The organism is Lysinibacillus sp. RU7, from assembly GCF_057837305.1.
Map to the genome: position 1 here is coordinate 45,724 of NZ_JBYQFK010000030.1, position 12,444 is coordinate 58,167.

Consider the following 12,444-nt stretch of genomic DNA (forward strand, 5'->3'; position numbering starts at 1 on the left):
GAAGGCAATAGTGCATTCAAAATAACTGTAGTACTTCTAGTTATCTGAAGTGAGAAGGAGGATTAACGTGAAAAGGGTAATGGTTGTAGGAAGTTCAGGTGTTCTTGGGAAGTTAATATGCACGGAGCTACTTCGGATTTTTGGCAATACCATTCACTTAGTCGTAAGTGATTACAACATGAATAGGGGAAAAGGAATAGCTACAACGCTTGGTAGTGGTGTTCGTTTTCAATATTTAGATATTTATCATAAAGAGAGTGTTGAACAGGCACTGCAAGAGGTAGATATCATCATTGTTGCGACGAAGCAAACAACACCGATTATTCAAAAGGTATGTATTGAACAGAAGGTCTTTTGTATTGATGTAACGGTGTTTGGTGATTTCGTACATAAAGTAAGTTTATTGAATGAAGTGGCAAGAGATCAACAAATAGGGTCCATTGTCATGGCGGGGTTTATTCCGGGTTTATCGGGCTTACTAATTAAAAAAGCAGTTTCTGATTTTGATCAGATTTCAGCCGTGAATATTGGCTTTCTCCAAAATACAAATGCAAAAGCAGGAGTAACCGGTATATTAGATATGCTTACCTTAGTAAACCAAGATATAACTACAAAAGAAAATGATAAGAGATTAGCAGGTTTTACCGAAAAAAGAAGGATGGAATTTCTGCCTTCATTTAAACAAAAGGAAGTGAGACTTATTGAACATCCGGAAAAGTTATTTATAGAAATGAAATTAGGCATTCGCAATATTCGTTATTGGACGGCATGGAATCATAATGCTTTTAATAGAGTCATCTCTAGTTTAAAACAATTTCATCTCATTGATTTTATACTTAATATGAAGCAAAAGAAAATTCTTTCGACAGTTGTTAAACATAATCCAAATAAACCTGAACATGCTTTTCTCACAGTAGAGGTGAAAGGAATAGTAGGCGGTCAAAAGTGTATTAAAACCTTAGCATTATCTGTTTTTTCAGATTATCATGTCACAGCAATGGTTACGGCTGCACTAGCTAAAATTGCTTCTGAGAAAAATTTGAAAGGAGTTTTATTCCCTTTTGAAATGACAAATCTAGATGAAATTTTGTCGATTATGGATTGTGAGGAAATAGCATTGGAGAAGAAAATAATCTATTTCAATTAATGAAACGAAGACAGAAAATAAGCTTCATTATAAATCAAGAGGGAGAAGTTAAATATGCCTTATTTAAAAATGACAGATGGAGTAGAAATTTATTATGAAGTTTATGGGGAAGGGCAACCGCTTGTTTTTATTCATGGCTTAGGTGCCTCTTGTTCGATGTATAAGCCGCAAGTAGAGTATTTTAAACCGTTCTTTAAAATTATCCTAATTGATTTAAGAGGCAATGGGAAATCCGGAAAGCTTGAAACGAATATACAAGGTGTGTTATCGAAACAAGCTGATGATATCAAACAGCTTTTACACTATTTACATATAAAAAATGCACTGTTTGTAGGAGTTTCTTATGGAGGTGTTTTAATACAAAAATTAGCGATTGCTCATCCTAAAGTGGTAAGGGGACTAATTATAGTTGATAGTTTTTGTGATACTTCTATCAATTCCATTCAAAAATTATTTGCGATGGTAGGAGCCTATCAAACTTGGGTTTTACATATGCCTAAAAAGTGGATCGCTAATTTGACAAAGTCCTCTTATAAGCATTGGCCACTAGCTAGTGAGGAGATGCATCATATTATTTTAAATATGCGAACGAAGGAGACAAAGATTCAAAGAAAAGCCGTTAATAAAGTGAATTTTACGAAAGAGTTAAATGCTATAAACGTGCCTGTTCTATGTCTAGTGGGGGATTATACAACTTTGGGTATACAAATGATGATGCAAGTAGCTAGTTGTATGCCTAATGCAGAAATAGCGATAATTGAGAATTCTTTCGATCCGAGTAACCTTTGCCAGCCAGAAGTATTTAACCATTTAGTTCGGAACTTTATGCTGAAATTAGATGTTCCCACTGACATACTTAAATAGTACTGTACGTTTGAATAATCAATAAAGTTTCAGAAAAATAAAATCATTTCCCAATCGAACTCTAATTATGTATTAATTTTGAATTTTTAAATAAAAATTACCATATTTTATTTATTCCTTTATCATTAGTAGTGTAACAAATGAAAGGGGGAAGGTTGAATGATAAAACGATTGTTATCATTCATTTTAGTAGCAGCGTTAGCCGTTTCAATACCAGTTACTGCTTTAGCAAACGATACGACGTCTGTTACAAATGAAAGTAACCAAGTGACAATTAAAGCTTTTCTTGAAAAAGCCGTCACTGCTTTAACGTATGAGCATGGTTCGGACTACATGCGAGCAGAAATTATAGAAAATTGGCTTGGGGATGATCAGTTCGAAGATGAAAACGCTTATATTACACAAGATGAAGTTGCACTTGTGTTAATAAAAGCGTTAGGTTTAGAAGAGGATGAGGAAACACTAGCTGACTATAAAAAATCAGCTGCAAAACTAGGATTCTTTAAAGGGATTTCGATTTTACAGCCAGTTACAGAAACAAATTCATACAAAATCTTTGATAATGTACAACAATATTTAAAGAAAGATATTGATAACACAGGAGTAGCTGAAATTTCAGTAGAAGATTTCATGAGAAACCCTGGTAATGCAGGCTACCAACTTTCTCCAGATGGACAGTACATTTCTTTTGTGTCTGATTGGGAAAGCCGTTTAAATGTGTTCGTCAAAAACATGAATGATGACAGCGAGCCAGTACGAGTAACGAGCACAACAGATCGTAATATTGCCGGATTCTTCTGGAAAGATAATCATATTTTCTATTTGAAAGACAATGGTGGCGATGAAAACTACCATATTTATTCTTCGTCATTTAATGGAGCAAAAGAGCAAGATTTAACACCATATCCGAATGTAGTAGCATATCCGATTCATTATTTAAAAGACGTCAAAGATGAAATCTTAATTATGATGAATAAAGAAGATGCCACTGTATTTGACGTGTATAAATTAAATGTAACAACAGGCGAAACAAAATTAATTGCAAAAAACCCTGGGAATATTCAAAGCTGGATTCCTGATAGCAATGGGCAAATTCGTATGGCTGTTGCAACAGATGGTGTTGTAGGGGCTGTTTTATACCGTGAAACGGAAGAAGAGGAATTCAAACCATTTATTAAGATTGAAGCGGGTGATACGGTATCGCCACTAGGGTTTTCACAAGATAATCAATCGATTTACGCTGTATCGAATAAAGGGCGTGATAAGATTGAACTAGTCAAATTTGATTTAAAAGGCAATGAAGAAGTTATTTTCTCCAATCCTAATGTAGATATTGCTGGAGCATTGTATAGTTCATCGAAAGATCAACTTCTTTACGGTGCATACATTACGGATAAAGTACATTACGAGTTTTTCGATAGCGAGTTTGAACAAATTTTTAATCAAATCAAAGAAAAGCTAGGTGTGCATGAGAGTGAGCTAGGTATTAACGATTATAATAAAGAAATGACGAAATTTATCGTAAGTGTTTCGAGTGATACAGTGTACGGTCAATACTACTATTATAATGCTGACACGGATACAATTACACCATTAGCAGAGCTAGCCTCTTGGTTAGATGTAAATAGCTTAGCAGAAATGCACTCTATTTCATATAAAAGTAGAGACGGCTTAACGATTCACGGCTATTTAACATTACCGAAGAATAAAGTAGCTGAAGATTTACCGCTAATTGTGATTCCGCACGGTGGACCATGGGCTCGTGATGTATGGGGATTCAATCCTGAAGTGCAGTTATTAGCAAACCGCGGCTATGCCGTTCTGCAAATGAACTTTAGATCATCAACAGGTTACGGGAAAGCGTTTGTAGATGCAGGGAATAAACAGTGGGGCTTAAAGATTCAAGATGACATCACTGATGGTGTACAATGGGCGATTGATCAAGGTATTGCAGATCCTGAGAACATCGGTATTTACGGTATTTCATTTGGTGGATATGCAACATTAGCGGGAATTACATTTACACCAGACCTGTATGCAGCTGCTGTAGATTATGTAGGGATTTCAAATATCTTTACATTACTTGAGACAATTCCACCATACTGGGAAACGCAACGCGATATATATTATGAGCGAATAGGACATCCTGAAAAAGATAAGGAATTGTTAAAAGCAGCTTCACCAGTATTCCATGCCGATAAAATTAAAACCCCTTTATTTGTTGCACAAGGAGCAAATGATCCGCGTGTCAATAAGCAAGAGTCTGACCAAATCGTTGAAGCGCTAAGAAAAAGAGGCGTTGACGTGCAATATATGCTCAAAGACAATGAAGGGCATGGCTTTAGGAATGAAGAAAACCGTATTGAATTTTACAATGCAATGGTTGACTTCTTTGCAGAACATTTGAAATAAGATAAAAAGTAGCCATCTCAAAGCCATTTTGAGGTGGCTACTTTTCGACCATCGAAGGGGTGATATTTTTTAGTAACTATTGATCAAGAAGTGCAGGAGTTGTCTGTTTGAAAGAAAGATGTACTGTTTGGAGGAAAGTTATACCACTTATAAAAAAGTTGAATGGAAATGTGATTATTTCACTTTTTCTTTTCTAAAATATTAGTATTCATTTTTATAATATCCTAATAAAATGAATGAGATAACTTATGAGAGAGGGCTATATGAGTATATACAAAACACAAACTGGAAGAGAAATGTCACTAAAGCTTTATGATGCTCAATTGAAGAAATTGGATTATTCATGTGAAGATGTTTACGTTCACACCCGTTTTGGAAGAACACATATCATTGAAACTGGCAATCTATCGGGTGAACCATTGTTAGTATTTCATGGTGGGAATAGTACGACTGCCTACAATTTATTAATGTACAGATTCCTGCTTAAGGATTTTCATATCTATGCAGTTGATCTTATTGGTCACCCTGGAAAAAGTGATGAGGTTAATCTCTCTCCTCGTAATTATGATTACGGAAAGTGGGCAAGTGACGTTATAACAGCGCTGGGTTTTGATAAAATAGCTTGCTTTGGAGCTTCATTTGGAGGCGGAGTTCTGGCAAAACTGATGTGTATCGCACCGGAGAAAGTAAAAAAATCCGTATTAATTGTGCCATCAGGTATTAACAATGCCTTTCCAATCAGTACTGTAAAAATGATGATACCCCTACTCAAATATAAACTAACAAAGAAAGAAAAATATATAAAAGAAACAGCTTTATTTATGGCTATTAAAGAAGAAATTCTTGATAAAGATACTTTAGATATGGTCAAAGATAGTTTCGATCATGTAAAAACAAAAGTAGGAATGCCATCCAATGTGAGTGAACAATTAATGCAACAGTGTAAAGCACCGACACTTATTATGGCAGGAGAAAAAGATTGTTTATTTCCAGCGAAAAAAGTATTACCAAGAGCAAAAAGAATCATACCAAATAACACGGCTCATATGTTAAAAGGGTGCGGACACATGCATATGATGCCAGAGCGTGAAAAGAAAATGATCATTGATTTCTTGAGTGTTTAGTAACTCTAATTGTCATAGAAATAACGAGTATTAAAATAGTCAAGCTTTTATAAAAATTTCATACTTAGTTAGAAAGGGAAACTCCATTTTGATCAGTCTTTTTTGAAAATGGAGTTTTCATATTTACTTTTAAAAAAGACTTAAAACACATTTTTTAATCAAACTTTATTGAAAAGGGGTGTCCTAAAAGTTTGTATTTGCCCCTTTTCTTATTGGATATCTTTGGCATACTTAAGGCAAATCAGCACGTAATCTTACTATTTAATTAAATTATCCAACTCACTAAGGTTATGTATTTCTGTGAACATATTATAGCTCATAGATTTATTTCTATTAATCCATATCCCATTCATTCCACATTTTTTACTGGCAATGACATCAGCTACTAGCTCGTCACCGATAAAATAAGTCTCCCGTGGATTTACGTTGGCTTGGCGACAAGCTTCTGAAAAAATCTCAGGATTAGGTTTAGCCACTCCAACGTCACTTGCCGTAATGATATAGTCAAAATAGTGACGTATCCCTAGAAACTCCAATTTTTTTATCTCTTTAATGTAGTGGCCATTACTTATAATCCCAAGTTTAAGTTGCCGTTGTTTTAATCGATCAAGGCAGGGTACTACGTCATCAAAAGTATTACAATGCTTACTGTAGTACTTGAGTAAACCATCAAATCTACTTTCTGCATCTTGATTGGTCAGATGATAGCCAAAAAAGTCTCTCATCTGTTTTCTTTTAAGTTCTTGAAATGACAAGTCTTTTACTAAATTTTCTTTTAAGTAATTTGTATACGATCTATACCATAAGTCCATGAATTCGGTTCGACTCATTTGCAACTCATGTGAATACTCTTTATAAAAATCAATTGTTGCTAGGAGATCTGCCCGTTCACGATCAAATAAGGTACCATCAAGATCAAAAAATATCACGTGTCCTTCCCTCCAAAAAATAATAGATGGTTGAAGAAATTCTATCAACTGTTACCAATATTTCTTTTTCAATCTCAAATTTTGTTTTTCAATCAATTATAACTTAGCATAAAATAGAAAAAACTTCATATTATTAACAATTTTTTAAAATTTCTGTTTTTTGTTATTCGCTATATTTGTGATAAAAATGTTGTCTTATTTTAATAACGGAATAGCGCGTAATGTGTTCCATTCCAATTTTAGTTGTTTTAAAGCTTGCTACAAATTTGTAGTGGGCTTTTCTTTATAAGTCCCATCCATTTGACGTTTTTGTAAAATAACTTTGAAATCCAATTTACAAAATGGTGAACTCCCTATATTTCACTTTTCTCACAATGTTTCTTCAAATTTCTCACATAACTTTCCGTTACGATGTAGCCATTAAAGTAAAAGGAGGCTACAACAATGAATTTTCCATCTGTTGACTTTACGTGGTTTGGAAACGGAACAGTTATTGCAGCGATAGCGATTATCCATGTCATGATTAGTCATGGGATCGCAATCGGAATGACCGTACTGACGGTATCAGCTGAATACCGTGCAATGAAAAAGAAAAATAACGAATTAAATGAACTCGCTAAAAAGATGGCGAAATGGATTTTAATTATTACGACGACAATGGGGGCAATGACAGGAGTAGGGATATGGTTTTCAACGACTGTTTTGCAGCCCGACTCCATTGGCTCACTACTTCGCATATTTTTCTGGGCATGGGTTGTTGAATGGATTGTCTTTATCACGGAGGTTGTGTTGCTGATTATTTATTATTACACATGGGATAAATGTCAAACGATTGCCCAGCGTAAAAAACATATTAATTTAGGGATTGCGCTTGCCCTTTTTTCATGGCTGACGATGGCGATTATTACAGGTGTTCTTGCGGCAAAGCTAACACCGGGAAATTGGATTGAAACGAAATCGTTTTGGGATGCATTTATCAACCCAACGTACTTACCGTCACTCGGTTTCCGTATGTTCTTAGCGGTCATGTTAGCGATTACCATTACGTCATTCTTTGTGAGATGGCGATTAAAGGATAAAGAATTACAGTCAGAAATGCTCAATGTTTTTGCTTTCTGGGGGGCGATTAGCTTACCGGGAACGATTATCACAGGATTATGGTATTTAAAAAGTATTCCCGCAGAAACATATGACATGATTGTGTGGTCTACGGGCATGAGTGATACGATGTTTCAGATTATAAATGGGGTAGGGTTATTACTACTCATCGTCTTTTTATTCTGGATTACAGTAAAACCGAAAACATTGCCATGGATTTTATCACTTGCTGTATTTGCGACTTCATTAAGCTTTATCGGGGAATTTGAAATGGTTCGGGAGTCTATACGTAAACCGTATATTATTTATGACTACATGTATGCCAATGGTTTGCTAGCAGAGAGACAAGATGAGATCAATGAGGAAGGCTATTTAGCGAATGCTGCTTGGGCTACATATGATACGGTTGACCAATATACAACAAAAGCAGAAGCAGGACGCGATATTTTCATTGGTCAATGTTTAATTTGTCATACGGAAAATGGTTGGCGTTCCAGTCGTGCGATGGCCAATCGTGTGGATGGCTGGTCTGAAGAGTCAATCAAAACATTTATACCGACGATGCACAATGTCCGTAAAGCGATGCCACCGTTTATGGGGACCGAAGAAGAACTAGAAGCACTTGCCGCCTATTTAGCGAAAATTACAGAACAGGAAAACGAGGTAGCTGCCAATGAATAATATGGTGCTTAGTTTCATATCGAACGACATTAATTTGCCGATTCCTGCAAATATTGGATTACTCGAAGTCCTGATCGTCATTACATTTATTTTGCATATCCTATTTGTGAATTTTACGATTTCACTAGCTTCAAGCGCGGTATTACTTGAAGGAGTAGGCATCATCAAAAAAAATAGTAAGCTAGATGCAATGGCAAAAATTTGTTCATGGCATGCATCGGTTCATAAAAGTATTGCTGTTGTATTAGGGGTTGGACCGCTACTAATCGTCAGCGTTATTTATACGCAGTACTTTTACAACTCCACGATATTAATCGGTAAAGCATGGTTAAGTGTAATACTCCTATTAATTATTGCATTTCTTTTACTGTATTTATATAAGTTCACGTGGGAGCGTTGGCAACAGAAAAAAGCGCTACATATGATGGTGGGGGGACTTGGTGCAGCGATTTTGTTGTTTGTACCGCTCATCTTTATCGTCAATGTTGTGTCGATGCTATATCCCGAAAAATGGGGCGATGCACAGGGGTTCTTTCATAGCCTGATTCACTACCCACAAATTTGGCAGCGCTATTTCCATTTTATTTTAGCGAGCTTAGTTGCTGGTGGATTTTACTTATTTGTTTATTACACATGGAAAGGGCGAAAACAGAAAGCCATTTTAGAGCACGAGCAAGGATTAAAAAAGTTTGGTGTGAAAATGGCTTTATGGGTCACATTATGCCAAATCGCTACAGGATTTATTTTATTATTCTCATTTGAGACAAATATTCGGATGCTGTATTTAGGCGAAGATGTATTATTAACCTCTCTATTAGTTGCCTCTATTGTTTTAACGATTGTACTTTGTGCACTTCTACATGTAGCAGGAGAGCGAAATAGTGCAAAAGCATTTTTCTTATCTGTCGCAACATTCCTCCTCATTCTTGGGGTCATGGGGTATATGCGCCACGAACTACGTGAGAATTACTTGCAGCCTTATATGGAAGAGCATCCCCGTGTCACAATGGATGAAATAGATTCAAAAAGATAGTAGTCGTTCAGGGTGAGCCCATAACAGGGGCTCATCCTGAATGCTTATAGAAGGTTAATAATGAAATTTGACACGGACGGTTGCACTGATTGTCATTTCTCCTTGTTCGATAGGGGTTGATATGGCCTCATTTGCCATTGCTACCTGGCGATAGAGAGCAGGGCCTTCTGTACGTTCTTCCACAATTTCGATTGGTTGAGGATACAATGGTAAGTGCATTGTCTCTGCTATCGTTTTTGCTTTCATCTGCGCATTTTGTAGTGCTAAACTGAGTGCTTGTTGATAATAGACGTCTGCATTCTCGATTTGAAATTGCAAGGAAGAAATCTGATTTGCGCCGTTTTGTACAGCCACATCCATCACCTTCCCAGCCTGGCTAATGTCTGTTACTTTCACGGTAATGGCATTTGTCACCACATAGTCCCTAAATACTTGCTTCCCTTCAATATAATCATACGTTGGAGAGATTGTATATGCGGCTGTTTGAATAGCTTCTCTTGGTACATTTAATGCTAAAATCGATTGGATAACACGATTCATACTGTTTGCATTGTCTTGCTGTGCTTTTCGTATATCTTGCCCGCGTGTACTCACCGCTATTTCAATCTGAATATAGCTTGCTTTTGCCGTTACCTTGCCATTTCCTGTCACTGTGAGCACACTTCGATGAACATTTGTACAATGCATGGCATGCCACCTTCCGTATTCTTCATACTACTCATACTATGCGTTTGTTCTTTGAAGATTGTCAGTCATCACCATTCGGCCTGCTCTCGGGGTAAAAGGGGAGTATTATATCCCTCATTCTTCATGTTTAGCTATGTATTTATTGCTCCCAGGAAGCTGTTTGATTTCCTTCCAAGCTGTAATAGCATCGTCTCGCGTTTTTCCGCTATTTTTGGGGTCTGCAAAATAATCTTGGATGAACTGATTATATTCAAATTGTGGGGCGATTACTTTCTTATACGCGGGATCCTTTTTGCGTTCTAATTCTTCATACCAAGCGTTGACAACATCACGATATGTTTTTCCGACGTTTTCTTTAAAATAATTTTGAATATAGGTAGAAAAATGAAAATTAGGAATTTCAGCTTTAAAAAAGGCTCTTACGGCTTGACTACAACGATGATTTTCAGTAATCACCGTATCCAAACTCAAATCGGTAGCTATGTTTTCGATGGAGAGTGTTTTTCTTTTTTTGAGTGGCTGTTGTATTTCGCCTGTTTGAAGGAATACAGCAATTCGATCAGTTAGCTCCAATTTAGCTCCAGAAATACTCATGCCATTCTCACGACAAAATGATTGTAGCTCTTCTTTCAACCAGTAATAATTGCGAAAATCTTCTACATTTAAATCTTTGGTTAGTGGTGGTCTCATATCTTACACCTCCATTTGAATTAATTACCATTATAGAACGTATATTCTTATTTGTCATCTTGTTTATATGGGGAATTATCCTTAAAATAGTTTGTTTTATCTGTTCATAGATTTAAATATACATAGAATTATTGTTTATGAACGAAATTTGAAGCTCTATTTCCTTCCATCTAGTATAATGTGTTAACCCATTTTTTGTTATATCTATTATCCTAAAAATACAGTTAAATAAGAGCAAGGAGTGATCACATGAAGAAATTAGAAAACGAATTCATGGCCTTAATTCCAATAGGTAGGGAACACGTCAATGGCATTTATAAAGCGGCACAGGACAAGCGAATTTGGGAGCATCTGTCGGTGGATTTAACGGAGCGAGAACGAGTCGTAGCGTATGTACAAGAGGCAATCGAGAAGCGTGAGGCTGGAACAGATTGTGCTTTTGTCATGGTTGAAAAAGCGTCAGGAAACATTGTTGGTTGTACATGGTTTTTAGATATTTCACGTGAGCATAAACGCCTTGAAATCGGCGCTACATGGATTACACCTGCATATTGGCGAACAGCAGTTAATACAAATTGTAAATACTTATTGCTACAATACTGCTTTGAGGAGCTGCAGTTCAACCGTGTGCAAATTAAAACGGGGCATGAAAATATCCGTTCACAAAGAGCGATCGAACGAATTGGCGCAACAAAAGAAGGGGTTCTCCGTAATCATATGATCCGAAAAGAAGGCACCATTCGCCATACAGTGATGTATAGTATCACGAAAGAAGAATGGCCACATGTAAAAAAGCATTTTGAAGAAAAGTTATTATAGATATATTTCTTTGTGCATTCGGACGGTCAATGAGTAGGAAGCAAGATGTTATTAAGTGGATTTTTATTCCATATACATTGTTTTCTTGTATAATGAATAGTTGTAATATTTAGTTATTTAATTAGAGACATTCATTAAGGGAGGACGTATCATGCCAGTCATTACTATAAAGTTAGCAAAAGGAAGATCGGTCGAACAAAAACAGCAATTTGTAAATGCAATTACGGCAGAGGCAGAAAAAATTTTGAATGCCAAAAAAGAGTGGATAACGATCATATTTGATGAATATGACCGAGACAATTGGGCTAGTAATGGGCAATTGCATTCGATCCAATTCGGCGAAGGTTATGGTAAGCAAGGAACAGAATAATTCATCCAATCCGATAGCAGGATATATGGATAGCATTTAAAAAGAATGGGATTTAAAGGGGGGATTTTATGAGAGTGATTAAAGTAAGTTCCATGTTTGCTTTTTTGATATTTTTAATTGGGTGTGTTGAGGAAGAAGATCCTGCTGAAACGATAAAAGATTATAATACTAATGAAGCATCAGCAAAAGAACAATTCACTTACAGATTTTCCGAACAGGAAAGCCCTAGCCTTTAGGCTTGGGATGAAAGTGAGGTCAGATAAGGAGCGCCAAAACCGGCGCTCTAATTATCTGAATTTTCAATGTATTTAAGTTGCAGTTTCATAATTGAACTGATACAATCGATATATGTTAAATGAATATAGAAGAACTAAAACAACTGTGTCATTAATTAATTATCATTTTGTGTTTTGTCCGAGATATAGGAGAAAAATTTTTCTCAACAGTAAAGTTGAAGAACGCTTCAAAACATTGGTTCAAGAGATTTGCGAAGAATTAGAAATCGAAGTCATTGCAATGGAATGCGATAAAGACCATGTGCATTTGTTTTTAAATACACTACCAACATTTAGTCCAACAGACATAATGGC

The 12,444-nt window shown here is 36.0% G+C and carries 13 protein-coding genes; 10 read left to right on the forward strand and 3 right to left on the reverse strand.

Annotated features, from left to right (window positions below; genetic code table 11):
- Positions 1-67 precede the first annotated feature (67 nt).
- The 4 genes from AC3II9_RS18195 (at position 68) to AC3II9_RS18210 (ending at position 5,547) form a co-directional block, all read left to right on the forward strand.
- Positions 68-1,147, forward strand: a complete 1,080-nt coding sequence (locus AC3II9_RS18195; protein ID WP_489157714.1) for a saccharopine dehydrogenase NADP-binding domain-containing protein — start codon at positions 68-70, stop codon at positions 1,145-1,147.
- Positions 1,148-1,201: 54 nt separating this feature from the next.
- Entirely contained in the window at positions 1,202-2,011 is an 810-nt protein-coding gene (locus AC3II9_RS18200; RefSeq protein WP_489157717.1) for an alpha/beta fold hydrolase, read from the forward strand.
- 159 nt (positions 2,012-2,170) lie between these two features.
- Positions 2,171-4,423: a S9 family peptidase gene (locus AC3II9_RS18205; RefSeq protein ID WP_489157719.1), complete on the forward strand. Its 2,253-nt coding sequence runs from the start codon at positions 2,171-2,173 to the stop codon at positions 4,421-4,423.
- A gap of 248 nt (positions 4,424-4,671) precedes the next feature.
- Entirely contained in the window at positions 4,672-5,547 is an 876-nt protein-coding gene (locus tag AC3II9_RS18210; protein WP_489157721.1) for an alpha/beta fold hydrolase, read from the forward strand.
- A gap of 257 nt (positions 5,548-5,804) precedes the next feature.
- On the opposite strand, the gene AC3II9_RS18215 is transcribed toward AC3II9_RS18210, so the two are convergent.
- Complete coding sequence (locus AC3II9_RS18215) at positions 5,805-6,476, reverse strand: HAD family hydrolase (RefSeq protein WP_489157723.1); 672 nt, start codon at positions 6,474-6,476, stop codon at positions 5,805-5,807.
- A 444-nt stretch (positions 6,477-6,920) separates the two neighbouring features.
- Between AC3II9_RS18215 and AC3II9_RS18220 the strand changes: the two genes are divergently transcribed.
- Together AC3II9_RS18220 and AC3II9_RS18225 are read left to right on the forward strand one after the other, a co-directional pair.
- Positions 6,921-8,255 carry a c-type cytochrome gene (locus tag AC3II9_RS18220; RefSeq protein ID WP_489157725.1) on the forward strand — a complete coding sequence of 445 codons (1,335 nt, stop codon included), beginning with the start codon at positions 6,921-6,923 and terminating at the stop codon, positions 8,253-8,255.
- Positions 8,248-9,288, forward strand: a complete 1,041-nt coding sequence (locus AC3II9_RS18225; RefSeq protein WP_489157727.1) for a cytochrome ubiquinol oxidase subunit I — start codon at positions 8,248-8,250, stop codon at positions 9,286-9,288. The genes AC3II9_RS18220 and AC3II9_RS18225 overlap by 8 nt, the downstream gene beginning before the upstream one ends.
- A 54-nt stretch (positions 9,289-9,342) precedes the next feature.
- On the opposite strand, the gene AC3II9_RS18230 is transcribed toward AC3II9_RS18225, so the two are convergent.
- Positions 9,343-9,975 (reverse strand): SIMPL domain-containing protein, encoded by a 633-nt coding sequence (locus AC3II9_RS18230; protein ID WP_489157728.1) that lies wholly within the window; start codon positions 9,973-9,975, stop codon positions 9,343-9,345.
- Positions 9,976-10,089: 114 nt separating this feature from the next.
- Positions 10,090-10,665, reverse strand: a complete 576-nt coding sequence (locus AC3II9_RS18235) for a DUF6434 domain-containing protein (RefSeq protein ID WP_489157730.1) — start codon at positions 10,663-10,665, stop codon at positions 10,090-10,092.
- Between the two features lie 249 nt (positions 10,666-10,914).
- On the opposite strand from AC3II9_RS18235, the gene AC3II9_RS18240 reads away from it, so the two are divergent.
- The 4 genes from AC3II9_RS18240 to tnpA all read left to right on the forward strand — a co-directional run.
- Positions 10,915-11,484, forward strand: a complete 570-nt coding sequence (locus tag AC3II9_RS18240; protein ID WP_489157732.1) for a GNAT family N-acetyltransferase — start codon at positions 10,915-10,917, stop codon at positions 11,482-11,484.
- Between the two features lie 151 nt (positions 11,485-11,635).
- Positions 11,636-11,854 carry a tautomerase family protein gene (locus AC3II9_RS18245; protein WP_489157734.1) on the forward strand — a complete coding sequence of 73 codons (219 nt, stop codon included), beginning with the start codon at positions 11,636-11,638 and terminating at the stop codon, positions 11,852-11,854.
- Between the two features lie 68 nt (positions 11,855-11,922).
- The gene (locus AC3II9_RS18250; RefSeq protein ID WP_489157736.1) at positions 11,923-12,090 is read left to right on the forward strand and encodes a hypothetical protein; all 168 of its coding nucleotides are present in this window, start codon (positions 11,923-11,925) and stop codon (positions 12,088-12,090) included.
- Positions 12,091-12,202: 112 nt separating this feature from the next.
- A partial coding sequence (tnpA, locus tag AC3II9_RS18255; RefSeq protein ID WP_489157738.1) for an IS200/IS605 family transposase occupies positions 12,203-12,444 on the forward strand: 242 nt, incomplete at its 3' end.